This is a genomic window from Streptomyces sp. NPDC059957, assembly GCF_042730015.1.
Classification (GTDB): Bacteria; Actinomycetota; Actinomycetes; order Streptomycetales; family Streptomycetaceae; genus Streptomyces.
In genome coordinates this window covers 123,008-139,392 of record NZ_JBHWMB010000001.1, presented here as the reverse complement: position 1 = coordinate 139,392, position 16,385 = coordinate 123,008, and the positions used below count along the sequence as shown (strand labels likewise).

At 69.8% G+C, this 16,385-nt stretch carries 13 protein-coding genes and 1 pseudogene; 5 read left to right on the top strand and 9 right to left on the bottom strand.

The window, feature by feature from the left end; all coding sequences use genetic code 11:
• Positions 1-10: 10 nt before the first annotated feature.
• Both ACFWBW_RS00695 and clpB read right to left on the bottom strand, forming a co-directional pair.
• On the bottom strand, positions 11-568 hold the full coding sequence (locus tag ACFWBW_RS00695) for a YbjN domain-containing protein (RefSeq protein WP_385367251.1): 558 nt from the start codon (positions 566-568) through the stop codon (positions 11-13).
• A 293-nt stretch (positions 569-861) separates the two neighbouring features.
• Positions 862-3,462 carry an ATP-dependent chaperone ClpB gene (clpB, locus tag ACFWBW_RS00690; protein WP_385367249.1) on the bottom strand — a complete coding sequence of 867 codons (2,601 nt, stop codon included), beginning with the start codon at positions 3,460-3,462 and terminating at the stop codon, positions 862-864.
• A 98-nt stretch (positions 3,463-3,560) separates the two neighbouring features.
• On the opposite strand from clpB, the gene ACFWBW_RS00685 reads away from it, so the two are divergent.
• Positions 3,561-4,031 (top strand): pyridoxamine 5'-phosphate oxidase family protein, encoded by a 471-nt coding sequence (locus tag ACFWBW_RS00685; RefSeq protein ID WP_385367247.1) that lies wholly within the window; start codon positions 3,561-3,563, stop codon positions 4,029-4,031.
• A 171-nt stretch (positions 4,032-4,202) separates the two neighbouring features.
• Here the strand turns inward: ACFWBW_RS00685 and ACFWBW_RS00680 are convergent, their stop codons facing one another.
• On the bottom strand, positions 4,203-4,514 hold the full coding sequence (locus tag ACFWBW_RS00680) for a (2Fe-2S)-binding protein (protein ID WP_266906367.1): 312 nt from the start codon (positions 4,512-4,514) through the stop codon (positions 4,203-4,205).
• Complete coding sequence (locus tag ACFWBW_RS00675; RefSeq protein ID WP_385367244.1) at positions 4,514-4,774, bottom strand: hypothetical protein; 261 nt, start codon at positions 4,772-4,774, stop codon at positions 4,514-4,516. Before ACFWBW_RS00675 ends, ACFWBW_RS00680 begins: the two co-directional genes overlap by 1 nt.
• Positions 4,775-4,858: 84 nt before the next feature.
• Here ACFWBW_RS00675 and ACFWBW_RS00670 point away from each other — a divergent pair, with 84 nt between their 5' ends.
• Positions 4,859-5,866, top strand: coding sequence for a helix-turn-helix transcriptional regulator (locus ACFWBW_RS00670; RefSeq protein ID WP_385367243.1), 1,008 nt, complete (start codon positions 4,859-4,861; stop codon positions 5,864-5,866).
• 184 nt (positions 5,867-6,050) lie between these two features.
• On the opposite strand, the gene ACFWBW_RS00665 is transcribed toward ACFWBW_RS00670, so the two are convergent.
• The 4 genes from ACFWBW_RS00665 to dnaK all read right to left on the bottom strand — a co-directional run bounded on the left by ACFWBW_RS00665 (position 6,051) and on the right by dnaK (position 10,292).
• Positions 6,051-6,503 carry a heat shock protein transcriptional repressor HspR gene (locus ACFWBW_RS00665; RefSeq protein ID WP_385367241.1) on the bottom strand — a complete coding sequence of 151 codons (453 nt, stop codon included), beginning with the start codon at positions 6,501-6,503 and terminating at the stop codon, positions 6,051-6,053.
• Between the two features lies 1 nt (position 6,504).
• Positions 6,505-7,692 (bottom strand): molecular chaperone DnaJ, encoded by a 1,188-nt coding sequence (gene dnaJ, locus ACFWBW_RS00660; protein WP_385367238.1) that lies wholly within the window; start codon positions 7,690-7,692, stop codon positions 6,505-6,507.
• 63 nt (positions 7,693-7,755) lie between these two features.
• Positions 7,756-8,445, bottom strand: coding sequence for a nucleotide exchange factor GrpE (gene grpE, locus ACFWBW_RS00655; protein WP_385367236.1), 690 nt, complete (start codon positions 8,443-8,445; stop codon positions 7,756-7,758).
• Positions 8,445-10,292, bottom strand: coding sequence for a molecular chaperone DnaK (gene dnaK / locus ACFWBW_RS00650; protein WP_385367234.1), 1,848 nt, complete (start codon positions 10,290-10,292; stop codon positions 8,445-8,447). Before dnaK ends, grpE begins: the two co-directional genes overlap by 1 nt.
• Before the next feature lie 261 nt (positions 10,293-10,553).
• On the opposite strand from dnaK, the gene ACFWBW_RS00645 reads away from it, so the two are divergent.
• Positions 10,554-11,081 (top strand): sugar transferase, encoded by a 528-nt coding sequence (locus tag ACFWBW_RS00645; RefSeq protein ID WP_385367232.1) that lies wholly within the window; start codon positions 10,554-10,556, stop codon positions 11,079-11,081.
• A 187-nt stretch (positions 11,082-11,268) separates the two neighbouring features.
• Positions 11,269-13,506: pseudogene (locus ACFWBW_RS00640) on the top strand ((Fe-S)-binding protein); the annotation flags it as partial.
• A 420-nt stretch (positions 13,507-13,926) separates the two neighbouring features.
• On the opposite strand, the gene ACFWBW_RS00635 reads toward ACFWBW_RS00640, so the two are convergent.
• Positions 13,927-15,006, bottom strand: a complete 1,080-nt coding sequence (locus tag ACFWBW_RS00635) for a hypothetical protein (protein ID WP_385367230.1) — start codon at positions 15,004-15,006, stop codon at positions 13,927-13,929.
• Positions 15,007-15,284: 278 nt separating this feature from the next.
• Here ACFWBW_RS00635 and ACFWBW_RS00630 point away from each other — a divergent pair, with 278 nt between their 5' ends.
• On the top strand, positions 15,285-16,217 hold the full coding sequence (locus tag ACFWBW_RS00630) for a Yip1 family protein (RefSeq protein ID WP_385367228.1): 933 nt from the start codon (positions 15,285-15,287) through the stop codon (positions 16,215-16,217).
• The last annotated feature ends 168 nt before the right edge of the window (positions 16,218-16,385 follow it).

Genomic DNA, 16,385 nt, shown 5'->3' with positions numbered 1-16,385 from the left:
GGACCGGGACCTAGTTGGTCTCGGTCGTGCCGCCCTCGCCGTCCTCGTCGTTCTTCTCGTCGGCGGAGTCGACTTCCTTCTCCAGGCCGAACTGCTCGACGAGCCACTTGTCGAATTCGATCGACGCGCGGACCCAGCTGACCGTGGAGGACACGAAGTGCTCCAGGTTCACGCCGGTGCCGATCAGCATCTGCGCCTCGCCGATCAGGCGGACGGAGCCGTCGTCGTGCGTGTGGCTGTAGACCTTGGGCCACAGCGTGCGGCGGTTCCAGTCGTCGATGGACTCCAGGAGCTGCGCCTTCTCCTCGATCGCGTGCGGGCGGTCGTAGAAGGTCCGCACGGAGAAGACCTGCTGCTCGTCCTCGCCGCGGAACATGAAGTACGTGCGGAAGTCCTCCCACGGCGCCGCGAGGTCACCCTCGTCGTCGACGACGTACTTGAGCTCCATCTGCTCCAGGAGCTGCTTGACCAGGTCCTGGTCGGGGACGACGGGGCCCGCCGGTCCTGTGGCCTGCGGATCGGGCTGCTGCCCTCCGAAGTTCGGAATCGAGGCCGGGTCGATGCTCACCGTGTGACTTCCCTTCGTGCGGATACGGCCATCCTCCCCCATCGCGCCCACCCCGTGTCCACCCCCGCAGCCACGATCCGCTCCGGGCGGACAGGCGTAGGGCGCCCATAAGGGGGATGGATGGCCATTCAAGGGAGTTTGCGCGTCCTCACCGTGGCGGTGCTCGCCGCTCCGCTGGTACGGACGACGTCCGGGGTCCGGTTCGAAGCCTTCGACGGCTGAGGGGCCGGGGCCCCGGGGACGCTTCCCCGGGGCGGCCCCGGCCGCGGTGAGCGATACGGCCCTGCGGAGACTTACAGCACCTTGCCCACCAGCAGGTCGTCGCCCGCCACGGCGACGCGGACGGTGTCGCCGTCGCGGATCTCGCCCGCGAGGATCTCCTTGGCCAGGCGGTCGCCGATGGCCGTCTGGATCAGGCGGCGCAGGGGGCGGGCGCCGTACGCCGGGTCGTTGCCCTTGTCCGCCAGCCAGGCCAGGGCCTCGGGGGTGACGTCCAGGCCCAGGCGGCGGTCGGCCAGGCGCTTGGCCAGGCGGCCGATCTGGAGCTCGGCGATGTGGGCCAGCTCGGCCCCGCTCAGGGCGGAGAAGACCACCAGGTCGTCGAGGCGGTTGAGGAACTCCGGCTTGAAGGAGGCCCGCACCACGTCCAGGACCTTGGCCTTGATCTCGTCCACAGCTGTGGACGGATCCATCAGGCTGTGCCCGCTCAAATACTGACTGCCCAGGTTCGAGGTCAGGATCAGGATGGTGTTGCGGAAGTCCACCGTGCGGCCCTGGCCGTCCGTGAGGCGGCCGTCGTCGAGGACCTGGAGCAGGACGTCGAAGACCTCGGGGTGGGCCTTCTCGACCTCGTCCAGGAGGACGACCGAGTAGGGGCGGCGGCGGACGGCCTCCGTCAGCTGGCCGCCCTCCTCGTAGCCCACGTACCCGGGCGGGGCGCCGACGAGACGCGCCACGCTGTGCTTCTCGCCGTACTCCGACATGTCGATGCGGATCATGGCCCGCTCGTCGTCGAAGAGGAAGTCGGCGAGGGCCTTGGCCAGCTCCGTCTTGCCCACGCCCGTGGGCCCGAGGAACAGGAACGAGCCGGTCGGCCGGTCCGGGTCCGCGATGCCCGCGCGGGTGCGGCGCACGGCGTCGGAGACGGCGCGCACGGCCTCGCCCTGGCCGATCAGGCGCCGGCCCAGCTCGTCCTCCATGCGCAGGAGCTTCTGGGTCTCGCCCTCGAGGAGGCGGCCGGCCGGGATGCCCGTCCAGGCGCCGACCACGTCCGCGATGTCGTCCGGCCCGACCTCGTCCTTGACCATGGTGTCCCTGGAGACCTCGGCCTCGGCCTCGGTGGCCTCCGCGAGCTCGTGCTCCAGGGCCGGAATCTCCCCGTAGAGGAGCTTGGAGGCGGTGTCGAAGTCCCCGTCGCGCTGGGCGCGCTCGGCCTGGCCGCGCAGGTCGTCCAGGCGCTCCTTGAGCTCGCCGACCCGGTTGAGGGACTGCTTCTCCTTCTCCCAGCGGGCGGTCAGGCCCCGCAGGTCCTCCTCCTTGTCCGCGAGGTCCTTGCGGATCTTCGCCAGGCGTTCGCGCGAGGCCGGGTCGGACTCGTTGTTCAGGGCCAGCTCCTCCATGCGCAGGCGGTCGACCGAGCGCTGGAGCTCGTCGATCTCCAGCGGGGAGGAGTCGATCTCCATGCGGAGCCGGGACATGGACTCGTCGACGAGGTCGATGGCCTTGTCGGGGAGGAACCGGGAGGTGATGTAGCGGTCGGAGAGGGTGGCCGCGGCCACGAGGGCGCTGTCGTTGATGACGACCTTGTGGTGGGCCTCGTAGCGGCCCTTGAGCCCGCGCAGGATCGCGATGGTGTCCTCGACGCTCGGCTCCGCCACCAGCACCTGCTGGAAGCGGCGCTCCAGTGCCGGGTCCTTCTCGATCCGCTCGCGGTACTCGTCGAGGGTGGTCGCGCCGACCATGCGCAGCTCACCGCGGGCCAGCATGGGCTTGAGCATGTTGCCCGCGTCCATGGAGGAATCCCCGCCGGCGCCCGCGCCGACGACCGTGTGCAGCTCGTCGATGAAGGTGATGATCTGGCCGTCGCTGGACTTGATCTCCGCGAGGACCGTCTTGAGCCGCTCCTCGAACTCGCCGCGGTACTTGGCACCGGCCACCATCGCGCCGAGGTCCAGGGAGACCAGCCGCTTGTTCTTCAGGGACTCGGGGACGTCTCCCTTGACGATGCGCTGGGCCAGGCCCTCGACGACGGCGGTCTTGCCGACGCCGGGCTCGCCGATGAGCACCGGGTTGTTCTTCGTGCGCCGCGAGAGCACCTGCACGACGCGGCGGATCTCGTGGTCGCGGCCGATGACCGGGTCGAGCTTGCCCTCGCGGGCGGCCGCCGTGAAGTCGGTGCCGAACTTCTCCAGGGCCTTGTACTGGCCCTCGGGGTCGGGGGTGGTCACCCGCCGCCCTCCTCTTGCGTTCTCGAAGGCGTCCCGCAGCTTCTTCACGGTCGCGCCCTGTGCGGAAAGGAGCTCACCGGCCGGGCCGCCCTTGGCGGCGATGGCGATGAGCAGGTGTTCGGTGGAGAGGTACTCGTCTCCGAGCTTCCCGGCCTGCGCGTCGGCCTCCGCCAGTACGGCGAGCAGCTCGCGGGTGGGCTGCGGGGGCGCGACCGTGGAGCCCGTGACGCTGGGCAGGGCGGCGAGCAGGCGGTCGGCTCCGGCGCGTACGGCGGCCTGGTCGGCGTCGGTCGCGGCGAGCAGGTCGGTGATGTTCTCGTTGTCCTCGCCGGCGAGCAGCGCCAGCAGCAGGTGCGCGGGCGTCAGGTCCGCGTGCCCGTCCTTGACGGCCCTGGTGGTGGCCGCGTTCAGCGCGTCCCGGCTCCTGTTGGTCAGCTCGGCATCCACGTGCGCCTTCTCCCTTCCCTACTCCGTGTGCTTTACATGAGTAACCTGCACAAAGTTGAGTCTATTCCACTCAAGGTGGAGCGGCGTACCCTTCGCGCATGTCGACTCCCAGCCCGGCCGGCACGGCCCGCACCGCCCATGACGTACTCAACCCGACGCCGGAGTACCTCGCCTTCTGGCGGGAACGGCACATCTGCACGCTGACCACGCTCCGGCCCGACGGCAGCCCGCACGTGGTGGCGGTGGGCGTGACCTACGACCCGGAAGCCGGACTGGCGCGGGTGATCACCAACAAGGGCAGCAAGAAGGTCCGCAACGTGCTGGCGTCGCAGGGCGGCCCGCAGGGCGGCCCGCAGGGCGGCCCGCAGGGCGGGGCCCGGGTGGCGGTGTGCCAGCTGGAGGGGCGGCGCTGGGCGACCCTGGAGGGCCGCGCGGTGGTCCGTACGGACGAGGCCTCGGTCGCGGAGGCCGTACGGCGCTACGCGGAGCGGTACGGGCGGATGCCCTCGCCGAACCCGGACCGGGTGGTCGTGGAGATCACGCTGGACCGGGCCATGGGGCGCGCGTAGCCGACGGCCCGGCCGACGGCGGCGATGTCCGGTTCCGCGGTGTCCGGTTCGACGATGTCCGGTTCAACCACTGGACACGGACATCACAGCGACGCCATCGTGGTCAGGTCCACGATGGCGTCGCTGTGTGGGGGTAGCGCCTGAGCGATCTGCGACGACAGGGGAATCGCTTCAGGCACTGCGGGGGGTGGCGGCGGATTCGGGCTCGAAAAGTTGATGATCACGCTGGTCCAGATTGACGAAGACCATGCCGTACCGGATCTCGCAGCGGACGGGCTGCGGAGCGCCTCGGGGACGGCGCAGACAGCGGTACGCGCGGACGTCCTCGTCCTCTTCCCGCACCACGATGATCGGCTGGCCGAAGAGGGTGACCTTCAGCGAGTCACCGGCATAGGGGATGGCGCTGGTGAGATCGATGAATTGCCAGCCGGAGCGGTAGGCCGATGCCATTTCACGGCGGAAGCCATGATCGTCGGGGGTCATCAGGAAACCCTCGCCTGCGTGGAGTCCCAGCCGATGTCCGTGGGCGCGGAGTCCCAGCCGATGTCTCCCATGGGCGTGGAGTCCCACCCGATATCCGTATTGCCCGGCTTCACCGATGTCGGACTCGACCCCGACGCGGCTCGCACGCTGTCCGCATCCCCAGTGGCGGCACTGATGGCCCCAAAGACCGCAACGGCGGAGAAAACAACGGCAAGCGCCGAGCGAAGCATTCTCTTGTACATGGTCGGCTTCGTCCTCACTTGATGGAATCCTCTCCCCCGCGTGTCAGACGATGGCTTATTCAGGCACGTCGGTGCCACAGGGACGATGCATCATGTTCTTACATGTTCAGGACCCTGGGGGGTGGAGATTTGCCCAATACAGACACAAGCCCGACACATCCCCACCCGGTCACCAGCATGTGCGCCGAGGGAACACGGCTCTACGCGGCGGCCCTGAGTGCCGGCCGCGTGGCCCGCAGCGAGGTCGTCAACGTCCCCTGCCTGCTCGAATTCGGGCTCTTGCGCTCCGATCCCGATGACGCGAACCAGCTTCGCGCGGTTCCCCCCTCCGTCGCACTCGCACAGCGGCTCCATCCCCTCGAAAAGGAGATCCAGGACCGCCGCCGCAGCGCCGTGGACCTCACCGACGCTTTCGAGCCGTTCCTCGCCATCAGTGCCCGGAGCCCCGCGAACACCCACGCCATCACCGCACACGAGGGCCTCGAGCAGATCAACGCCGCGCTCGATCTGGCCACCGCCGAGTGCCACACCGAGGTGCTGACGATCCAGCCGGGCGGGGGCCGCTCCCCCTTCGTCCTGTCCCAGTCACTGGAGCGCGGCACCAATGTGATCGACCGCGGGGTCAGCATCCGCACGTTGTACCAGCACACCGCGCGGCACAGCCAGAGCATGCTCGCCTACGCGGACCGGGTCTCCACGGGCAAGGTCGAGATCCGCACCCTCGAAGAACTGATCGAGCGCCTCATCATCTTCGACCGTACCGTGGCCTTCATCCCGGCCCGCGACGACCGGCGTGTCGCGCTGGAGCTGCGCCACCCCGGAGTCGTGGCCTACCTCATCAAGGTGTTCGAGCAACTGTGGCGCCGGGCCGTGCCGTTGGGCGACGAGGTGACCTACGAGCATACGCCTGCGGGGATCTCCGGCGTGCAGCGCTCCATCGCACAGCTCCTCATCGAGGGACACGTCGACGAGGCCATCGCGCGCCGGCTGGGGATGAACGTACGGACCTGCCGCGCGCACATCGCCAAGCTCGCCTCCGCCCTGGGCAGCGGCAGCCGCGCCCAGCTCGGCTTCCTCATCGCCCAGTCGGGCATCCTCGACGACAAGTAGGGGCCCGCGGGCCAGGACCACCGCCGCGGGGCCGGCAGGAGGCTCTGGAGCGCCCTGGCGCCCAGGACAGGGGTACGGGCGCGCGGGAACGAAGAGCGAGGAGCGAAGAGAAGGCCCCGATCCGCTGGATCGGGGCCTTCTCTTCGCTCCGGTGCGTCGTTCCGGTGCTTCGTTCCGGGCGTCGTCAGTCCATCGGGCGCTTGGGCGCCGGCCGCCAGACGACCAGGGCACTGCCCGGCTGCGGAGCCTGGTACGGGACCAGGTCGCGCCGGTACGAGGCGTGCACCTGGGCCTCGCGCTGCCGCAGGACGGCGGCGGCGCCGTCGACGGCCGTGGAGAGCTCGGCCACGCGCTGCTGGAGCGCGGCGACCTGGTTCTCCAGCTCGATGATCCGCTTGATGCCGGCCAGGTTGATGCCCTCTTCCTGGGACAGCGCCTGCACCGTGCGGAGCAGCTCGATGTCGCGGGCCGAGTAGCGCCGGCCGCGGCCGGCCGTACGGCCCGGGGAGACCAGGCCGAGGCGGTCGTACTGGCGCAGGGTCTGCGGATGCAGGCCCGAGAGCTGGGCGGCCACCGAGATCACGTAGACCGGGGTCTCATCGGTGAGCTGGTAGTGGCTCCTACGGCGGCCGTCCATGTCATGCTCCCTTCGCGGACTCGAACAACGCGGAACGCGGGTCCTCGGACTCCGTCGCCTCGCGGTACAGCTCCATGGCCTCGCGGGCCTTGTCGTTCAGCTCGGTCGGGACCGCGACCTCCACCGTCACCAGCAGGTCGCCGCGGGTGCCGTCCTTGCGGACCGCCCCCTTGCCGCGGGCCCGCATCGTGCGGCCGCCCGGGGTGCCCGGGGGCAGCTTCAGCGTCACCGAGGGGCCGTTCAAGGTCGGGACCTTGATGTCGGCTCCCAGCGCCGCCTCCGCGAAAGTCACCGGAACGGTCACCGTGAGGTTGTCGTCCTTGCGGCCGAAGACCGGGTGCGCGTCCACGTGCACGACCACGTACAGGTCGCCGGCCGGGCCGCCGCGCTCGCCCGGGGCTCCCTTGCCGCGCAGCCGGATCCGCTGGGAGTCGGAGACCCCCGCCGGGATCCGGACCTGCATGGTCCGGGAACTGCGGGCCCGCCCGCTGCCCTTGCAGATGTCGCAGGGGGTCTCGGCGATGAGGCCGCGGCCCTTGCAGTCCGCGCAGGGGTCGGTCAGCGAGAAGCCGCCGCCGCTGCCGCGCGAGACCTGGCCGGTGCCGACGCAGGTCGGGCACACGCGGGGCGTGCCGTTCTTGTCGCCGGTGCCCGAACAGGCCTTGCAGGGCGACTGCGAGGACATCCGGAGCGGGACCGTGGCCCCGTCCACCGCCTCCGTGAAGGAGAGGGTGACCTCCGATTCGATGTCCTGGCCTCGGCGCGGCTGGGTACGGGTGCCCGCACCCGCGCCGGCGCCGCCGCGGTTGAAGAGGCCGCCGAAGACGTCGCCCAGACCGCCGCCGCCGAAACCGCCGGCCGCGCCGCCCTGCTGCTGGCCTCCGAAGAGGTCACCGAGGTCGAAGTTGAACGAGCCGCCGCCCCCGCCCGGACCGGGGCGGAAGCCCCCGTTGCCGAACAGGGCGCGGGCCTCGTCGTACTCCTTGCGCTTCTTGGCGTCGCCGAGGATGTCGTTCGCCTCGGAGATCTCCTTGAAGCGCTCCTCGGCCGAGGCGTCGCCCTTGTTGGCGTCCGGGTGGAACTCGCGGGCGAGCTTCCGGTACGCCTTCTTGATCTCGGCCTCGGTGGCGTCCTTCGGGACACCGAGGACCTTGTAGTAGTCCTTCTCGACGAAGTCCTTCGTGCTCATCCCCGGTGTCCCTCCTCTCGCGCTACTTCTTGTCCTGCGTGTCGTGCAAAGGGCTCAGCAGCTTCAGCCCTTGTCGGGGGCATCCGCGTCCTTGTCCGACGCGGACTCGCCTTCCGCCGCCTCGGACTTCGGCGCCGCGCCCGGCTGGGGCTCGGCCACCGCGACCCGCGCGGGACGGATCGTACGCTCGCCGATGCGGTACCCCGGCTGAAGGATCGCCACGCAGGTGTCCTCGGTGACGTCCGGCGCGTACGAGTGCATCAGGGCCTCGTGGATCGTCGGGTCGAAGGGCTCGCCCTCCTTGCCGAACTGCTGCAGGCCCATCTTCGCCGCGGCGGTCTCCAGCGATTCGGCCACCGACTTGAAGCCGCCGACCAGCTCGCCATGTTCCCGCGCCCGGCCGATGTCGTCCAGGGTCGGGAGGAGTTCCGTCAGGAGGGACGCGACCGCGATCTCCTTGACGGCGATCCGGTCCCGCTCCACCCGGCGGCGGTAGTTCTGGTACTCCGCCTGGAGCCGCTGGAGGTCCCCGGTGCGCTCACCGAGCGCGGTACGGGTCTGGTCCAGCTGAGCCAGGAGAGCTGCACCGGTGTCCTGGGCGGACTGGGCGTCTCGTGCTGCTGCGGAGTCCCCGGCCGGGGCCGCGGCCTCCTCCTTGGAGGAAGCTGCGGCCTTCGGCTCGGCGTCGTCGTCAGGCGCGGCGTCGGCGGGGACTTCGGGCTTCTCGTCGAAGCCCGGGGTCTCCTCCGACATCAGGCAGCGCCGCCCTTCGGCTTCTCGTCGTCCACGATCTCGGCGTCGACGACGTCGTCGTTGGCGTCGGCCTGGCCGGCGTCACCGGTCGGCGCGCCACCGGCGGCCTGGGCACCGGCGTCGGCGTAGATCGCCTGGCCGAGCTTCTGGCTGACGGCGCCGAGCTTCTCGGTCGCGGTGCGGATCTCGGCGGCGTCCTCGCCCTTGAGCTTTTCCTTCAGCTCGTCGATGGACGCCTGGACCTCGTCCTTGATCTCGGCCGGGACCTTGTCCTCGTTGTCCTTGACGAACTTCTCCGTCTGGTAGACGAGCTGCTCGCCCTGGTTGCGGGACTCGGCCGCCTCCTTGCGGCGGGAGTCCTCGTCCGCGTACTGCTCCGCCTCCTGGCGCATGCGGTCGACCTCGTCCTTGGCGAGGGAAGAGCCGCCGGTGACGGTCATCTTCTGCTCCTTGCCAGTGCCAAGGTCCTTGGCAGTGACGTGCATGATGCCGTTCGCGTCGATGTCGAAGGAGACCTCGATCTGCGGGACGCCACGCGGGGCCGGCGGCAGGCCGGTCAGCTCGAACATGCCGAGCTTCTTGTTGTACGCCGCGATCTCGCGCTCGCCCTGGTAGACCTGGATCTGCACGGACGGCTGGTTGTCCTCGGCCGTCGTGAAGATCTCGGACCGCTTGGTCGGGATCGTGGTGTTGCGCTCGATGAGCTTGGTCATGATGCCGCCCTTGGTTTCGATACCCAGGGACAGCGGGGTCACGTCGAGGAGCAGGACGTCCTTGACCTCACCCTTGAGAACGCCCGCCTGGAGGGTCGCGCCGAGGGCGACGACCTCGTCCGGGTTGACGCCCTTGTTCGCGTCCTGACCGCCGGTGAGCTCCTTGACGAGCTCGGCGACGGCCGGCATGCGGGTGGAGCCGCCGACGAGGACCACGTGGTCGATCTCGGACAGGTTGATGCCCGCGTCCTTGATGACGTTGTGGAACGGGGCCTTGCAGCGGTCGAGCAGGTCCGCGGTGAGCTGCTGGAACTGCGAGCGCGTGAGCTTCTCGTCCAGGTGCAGCGGGCCCTCGGCGGAAGCCGTGATGTAGGGCAGGTTGATCGAGGTCTCCGTGGAGGAGGACAGCTCGATCTTCGCCTTCTCGGCGGCCTCGCGCAGACGCTGGAGCGCCATCTTGTCCTTGGACAGGTCGACGCCGTGGCCGTTCTGGAACTGCTTCACCAGGTAGTCGACGACGCGCTGGTCCCAGTCGTCACCACCGAGGTGGTTGTCACCGTTGGTGGCCTTGACCTCGACGACGCCGTCGCCGATCTCGAGGAGCGACACGTCGAAGGTGCCGCCACCGAGGTCGAAGACGAGAATGGTCTGGTCGTCCTTGTCGAGGCCGTAGGCCAGGGCGGCGGCAGTCGGCTCGTTGACAATGCGCAGGACGTTCAGGCCCGCGATCTCGCCGGCCTCCTTCGTCGCCTGGCGCTCGGAGTCGTTGAAGTAGGCCGGGACGGTGATGACCGCGTCCGTGACCTTCTCGCCCAGGTACGCCTCGGCGTCGCGCTTCAGCTTCTGCAGGATGAAGGCGCTCATCTGCTGCGGGTTGAAGTCCTTGCCATCCAGGTTGATCTTCCAGTCAGTGCCCATGTGGCGCTTGACGGAGCGGATGGTCCGGTCCACGTTCGTGACCGCCTGGCGCTTGGCCACCTCGCCGACGAGGACCTCGCCGTTCTTGGCGAAGGCGACGACGGACGGCGTGGTCCTGGCGCCCTCGGCGTTGGTGATGACGGTGGGCTCGCCGCCTTCCAGAACGCTGACGACGGAGTTAGTGGTGCCCAGGTCGATGCCGACCGCACGTGCCATTTTGATTCCTCCAGCTGACTTGAGTGGAACAGACTCAAGAGTGCCGCACGGCTCCGCCGGTGTCAACAGAGGTGAGTCGAGGGGACTCAACCTTTAGGCCACCCTTACGCGCAATCACGGGACGGTCAGGCAGCTCCGGCCCCGCCGGTGTTGGGGCCGCGGGGTCCGGGACGGAGCCCCGGCAGCGGCGTCGCACCCGAACGGGGCACCACAGCCGCGCGGCACCACCACACCGCCGGAGGCGTACGGCACCGTGCTGGCATGCACAAGCTGCTCGCGCTCCCCGCCCGGCCAGGGCCATGGCCGTCGGCCAAGCGGGTGCTCGACCTCGCCGGAGCCGCGCTCCTGATCGGGGTGCTCCTCGTACCGCTGCTGCTGGTCGCCGCCCTGCTGTACGCGACCCAGGGCGCGGCTGTCCTCGTACGCGAGCCGGCGGCGGGCCTGGCCGGGCGGCCCTACCGGGCGTGGCGGCTGCGGGTGGGCAAGGGGCGGGCCGGGGCGGCGCTCGAGCGGTGCTCGCTGGACCGGCTGCCGCAGTTGCTCAACGTGGTGCGGGGCGAGATGTCGCTGGTCGGGCCGCGCCCCGGACACAGTGCGGCGGACCGGCCCGAGCGGCTCCTCGTACGGCCCGGGATGACCGGGCTGTGGCAGGTGAGCGCACGTTCGGACCTGCCGTGGGAGGAGATGGACCTGCTGGACCGGCACTATGTGGAGAACCACTGGCTGGGAATGGACCTGGCGATCCTCGCGCAGACCCCGCGGGCGGCCTGGCGGCACGGACGGCCCTGAGGAAGGGGCCGTGGCGCGGGCCGGGCGGGGCCGCGCGGGGACGCGGCGCGGACGCGGCCCGCCCACCGCGGGGGCGAGCGACGCAGATCACCGCGCGCTCGGCTACATTGCGGCGTCGGGACTGGGTAACCTCAAGCCTTGACTGGATAAGTTACCGCTTAGTAAGTGCCGCCCGAGGAGCCCTCCCATGCAACTCGCCGCGATCATCGTGTCGCTGGTCCTGACCGTGGTCGGCGTCGCGCTGCTCGCCCGAGCCGTGGCGCAGATCTACCGCTTCGTGAAGCTCGGACAGCCCGTACCGGCAGGCAGCCGTACGGACGACCCGAAATCCCGAACGATCACCCTTGCCCGGGAGTTCCTCGGCCACAGCCGGATGAACCGCTGGGGCCTCGTCGGCTTCGCGCACTGGTTCGTCGCGATCGGCTTCCTGACGCTGCCGCCGACGCTGGTGCAGGCGTACGGCCAGCTCTTCCAGGCCGACTGGGTGCTGCCGATCATCGGCGGCTTCCTGCCGTTCGAGCTCTACATCGAGTTCATCGGCCTGATGACCGTGGTCGGCATCCTCGTCCTGATGGGGATCCGCCTCGCGTCGCTGCCCTCGCGCGCCGGCCGCAAGTCGCGCTTCACGGGCTCGAAGGCCTGGCAGGCGTACTTCGTCGAGTACATCATCCTGACCATCGGCCTCGCGATCCTGTGCCTGCGCGGCCTCGAAGGCGCGATCCACCACGTGGACTCGTACGAGCCGGCGTACTTCGTCTCGTACCCGCTGGTGCTGGCCTTCAAGGGCATGTCGCTCGGCGCGCTGCAGAACGCCATCTACTTCACCGCGATGATCAAGATCGGCACCTCGCTGATCTGGATGATCGTGGTCTCGCTAAACACCAACATGGGTGTCGCCTGGCACCGCTTCCTCGGCTTCCCCAACATCTGGTTCAAGCGCAACGCCGACGGCGCGGTCGCACTGGGCGCGCTCCAGCCCATGACCAGCGGTGGCAAGGTCATCGACTTCGAAGACCCGGGCGAGGACGATGTCTTCGGCGTCTCGCAGGTCGAGCAGTTCTCGTGGAAGGGCATCCTCGACTTCTCCACGTGTACGGAGTGCGGTCGCTGCCAGTCGCAGTGCCCGGCCTGGAACACGGGCAAGCCCCTCTCCCCCAAGCTCCTGATCATGTCGCTGCGCGACCACGCGCACGCCAAGGCCCCGTACCTGCTGGCCGGCGGCGGCAAGGACATGGAGGGCAACGAGAAGGCGACGCCGGAGCAGCTCGCCAACGTCCCCGCGGCCGCGCTGGCCGAGGCGGAGCGCCCGCTGATCGGCACCGCCGAGGAGAACGGGGTCATCGACCCCGACGTGCTGTGGTCCTGCACCAGCTGCGGCGCGTGCGTCGAGCAGTGCCCGGTGGACATCGAGCACATCGACCACATCGTCGACATGCGGCGCTACCAGGTGATGATCGAGTCGGCCTTCCCCTCCGAGGCGGGCACGATGCTCAAGAACCTGGAGAAGAAGGGCAACCCCTGGGGCCTCGCGAAGAAGCAGCGCGTCGAGTGGACCAAGGAGGTGGACTTCGAGGTCCCGATCATCGGCAAGGACGCGGAGGACCTCTCCGAGTTCGACTACCTCTACTGGGTCGGCTGCGCGGGCGCCCTCGAGGACCGGGCGAAGAAGACCACGAAGGCCTTCGCCGAGCTGCTGAACATCGCGGGCGCCAAGTTCGCGATCATGGGCGGCGACGAGAAGTGCACGGGTGACTCCCCGCGCCGCCTGGGCAACGAGCCGCTCTTCCAGCAGCTCGCGCAGGAGAACGTCGCGATGCTGAACATGGCGTTCGGCGAGGACGACGAGGACGAGTCGACCAAGAAGCCGAAGTCGGCGAAGCGGATCGTCTCCACCTGCCCGCACTGCTTCAACACCATCGCGAACGAGTACCCGCAGCTGGGCGGCGAGTACGAGGTCATCCACCACACGCAGCTGCTGCAGCACCTGATCGACGAGGGCCGCCTCACGCCGGTGACCCCGGTCGACGGGCTGATCACGTACCACGACCCGTGCTACCTGGGCCGGCACAACAAGGTCTACACGCCGCCGCGCGAGATCATGTCGGCCGTGCCGGGCCTGCGCCAGCAGGAGATGCACCGCCACAAGGAGCGGGGCTTCTGCTGTGGCGCGGGTGGCGCGCGGATGTGGATGGAGGAGCGGATCGGCAAGCGCATCAACAACGAGCGCGTCGAGGAGGCCCTGTCCCTGAACCCGGACATCGTCTCCACCGCCTGCCCCTTCTGCCTCGTCATGCTCACCGACTCGGTGAACGGCAAGAAGAACGACGGCCAGGCGAAGGAACACGTCACGGTGGTGGACGTGGCGCAGCTGCTGCTGGAATCGGTGAAGACGCCGGAGCCGGCGGAGGAGCCCGAGCCGGAGCCCGAGCCGGAGCCGGTCGCGAAGCCGGTGGCCGAGCCGGTCGCGAAGCCTGAGCCGGTCGCGAAGCCGGTGGCCGAGGCCAAGGCACCCGAGCCGAAGGCGGAGGCCAAGGCGGAGCCTGCGGCCGAGGCGGCGGCGAAGTCGGAGCCTGCGGCCGAGGTCAAGGCGCCCGAGCCCAAGGCGGAGGCCCCGGCGGAGCCGGCGGTGGAGGCCACGGCGAAGCCGGCGGCCGAGGCCGAGGCGCCCGAGCCCAAGGCTGAGACTCCGGCGGAGCCGGAGACCGACGCCGAGGCGAAGTAGCCCGCGCGGCACGGAACACCGAACACCGGAACGGCCCGCCCCCACAGGGGACGGGCCGTTCCGGCGTACGGGGTCGGGATCCGGGGCGGAGCCCCGCCGCCCGGCGGCCCCGGTAGAGCGCGGTCAGGAGCGCTCGCCCCGGCTGCGACGCAGCATCGCGAAGCCCAGCCCGGCCGCACCCACCGCGGCCATGCCCCCGCCGGCGGCCAGCAGCAGCGGGGTCTGCGACGCGTCGGCCTCCGCCGCCACCGGAACCATGCCTTCGGCGCCCGCCTTCACTCCGCCCTTGGGCACGACCCGCTCGACGGCCTTCTTCTCGACCGGCGTGACGGACTTGGTGTCCTTCGTGCCGCTCTTGGCATCCTTGCCGTCCTTGGCGACCTTGTACGTCTCGATCAGCTTGCCGCTGCTGAAGTCGTAGACCCAGCTGTTCCCACCGCTCTTGCCGTCGATGACGACGAACTTCACGCGCTTGCCGTCCTGGACGAGCTTGTACGTCCAGCCGTCGTCCGTCGCGGTCGGGTGCTTCAGGTCGATCGTGCCGAGCAGGTTCCCGTTCGGCATCGAGAGCTCGACGCGCTTGCCGTTCGGGCCGTCGATCAGCCGCGCGTTGCGCCCGTCGGGCATGGCGACCTGAACGGAGTTCTCCTTCTTCTCCACCGGCTTCGGCTTCTCCACCGGCTTCGGCTTCTCGACCGGCTTGGTCGCGCCCTCGACCCACGAGGTGACGGTGCCGTTCGGCTGGAGGACCACGTGCAGCCCGTTGTTCTGCCCGTAGGCGGGCATGCCGCCCTTGCTGACCAGTGTGTCCAGCTTGGTGCCACCGGCGAAGATGTCGGCCTCGAAGTGACCGTCGCCGAACTTGTAGATCTTGGCGACCGATCCGTCGGCCAGCTTCGCGGTCGTGACGTAGTCCCGGACCGAAGGCTTCACGGGCGGAGTGGTCGGCGGCGTGGTGGGAGGCGTGGTCGGCGGGACACTCGGGTCCACCTGCGGCTGCTGCGGGTCCACCTGCGGCTGCTGCGGGTCCACCTGCGGCTGCTGCGGGTCCACGGACGGCTGCTCGGCGCCGGGCAGGACCTGCGCGTCCGGTACGGCCGGGGAATCCGCGAAGGCGGAACCCACCGGAAGGGCGAGGACGGCGGCCGCACCGGCCACGACGGCGGCGGTACGGAGGGTGGTGCGACGGTGCGGGCTTCGCATGACGGGGCTCTTCTCGTGCTCGTTCGTGCTTCGTGGCGGTGACTACGTCTACGAAGCTACGGAGCCGGTATGTCCGTATTCCGTCGGGGATGTAACAGGAATCAGCAGACTGCCGCGCAGCCACGTAACCCACCCTGAGCTCACCCCTCACCCGCCCCTCACCCGCCCCGAGAAGGCCCTCCAGGTACCCCCTAGGGGATGTCACAGCTCAGCCGCAAAGGGGGCTTCTTCCCCCGGCCCGGCCACCCGGCCGCCCGGGAGCGGGTACTTTCGATCACGTGGCTGGATTCAGGATCGGACGCGGCCGGGACAACAACCGCACCCCGCAACAACCCCCGCGGCAGCAGCCGTACGGCTCGCAGCAGGCGCCCCAGGCGCCCGCACCGTACGGCCAGCAGCCCTACGCACCCCAGCAGTGGCCCCAGCAGGCCGCTCCCGGGGGCCACGGCGAGCCCGAATACTTCGACCCGCACGGCGGCAACGCCGGCCAGGGCCATGGCCAGGGATACGGCTACGGCCATCCCCCCGGCCCGGGTCCGGGCCAGGGAGCCGGCGGTCCGAGCGACTCTCCGGGCTACACCCAGGCCTTCTCCATCGGCGAGGACCCGTACGCGTACACCCAGGGCGGGACCTACCAGGCGGGCGCGTCCCAGGCCGCCGGCCCCGTCGGTCCGCGGCTGCCGTGGAAGGAACTGCTCCGGGGCATCGTGACGCGCCCGGGCCAGACCTTCCTGCAGATGCGCGACTACGCCGTCTGGGGGCCGGCGCTGATCGTGACCTTCCTCTACGGGCTGCTCGCGGTCTTCGGCCTCGACGACACCCGCAACGACGTCATCAACGCCACCCTCCCCAATGCCTTCCCGATCGTGCTCTCGGCGGGCGTGGCCTTCGTGATCTGCGGCCTGGTCCTCGGCGCCGTCACCCACACGCTGGCCCGCCAGATGGGCGGCGACGGAGCGTGGCAGCCCACGGTGGGCCTGTCGATGCTGGTCATGAGCCTGACGGACGTACCGCGCCTGCTGTTCGCCATGTTCCTCGGCGGCGACAACATGCTCGTGCAGATCCTGGGCTGGGCCACCTGGGTGGCGGCCGGCGCGCTCTTCACCGCCCTGATCAGCAAATCGCACGACCTGCCGTGGCCGAAGGCCCTGGGCGCGTCGGCGATCCAGCTGATCGCCCTGCTGTCGATCATCAAGCTGGGCACGATCTAGCGCACCGCGCACCGCGCACGCACATACGAAGGGGCCCGGCGCACGAACACCCTGTGGAGGGGCCCTCTCACCCACCGGGAAAAAGGGGTCTCAAGCGTTGAGAAACTGTTCCTCACGTTTCACGAAGGGAGGTTTGACCAACCCAGGGAAGTTGACCCCCTCGTCGGT

Coding starts and splice junctions, on each gene's coding strand:
- ACFWBW_RS00685 (WP_385367247.1), top strand. CDS start 3,561: ATGTCGACTCCCAGCCCGGCCGGCACGGCCCGCACCGCCCATGACGTA.
- ACFWBW_RS00680 (WP_266906367.1), bottom strand. CDS start 4,514: ATGACCCCCGACGATCATGGCTTCCGCCGTGAAATGGCATCGGCCTAC.
- ACFWBW_RS00670 (WP_385367243.1), top strand. CDS start 4,859: ATGTTCAGGACCCTGGGGGGTGGAGATTTGCCCAATACAGACACAAGC.
- ACFWBW_RS00665 (WP_385367241.1), bottom strand. CDS start 6,503: ATGGACGGCCGCCGTAGGAGCCACTACCAGCTCACCGATGAGACCCCG.
- dnaJ (WP_385367238.1), bottom strand. CDS start 7,692: ATGAGCACGAAGGACTTCGTCGAGAAGGACTACTACAAGGTCCTCGGT.
- grpE (WP_385367236.1), bottom strand. CDS start 8,445: ATGTCGGAGGAGACCCCGGGCTTCGACGAGAAGCCCGAAGTCCCCGCC.
- dnaK (WP_385367234.1), bottom strand. CDS start 10,292: ATGGCACGTGCGGTCGGCATCGACCTGGGCACCACTAACTCCGTCGTC.
- ACFWBW_RS00645 (WP_385367232.1), top strand. CDS start 10,554: ATGCACAAGCTGCTCGCGCTCCCCGCCCGGCCAGGGCCATGGCCGTCG.
- ACFWBW_RS00635 (WP_385367230.1), bottom strand. CDS start 15,006: ATGCGAAGCCCGCACCGTCGCACCACCCTCCGTACCGCCGCCGTCGTG.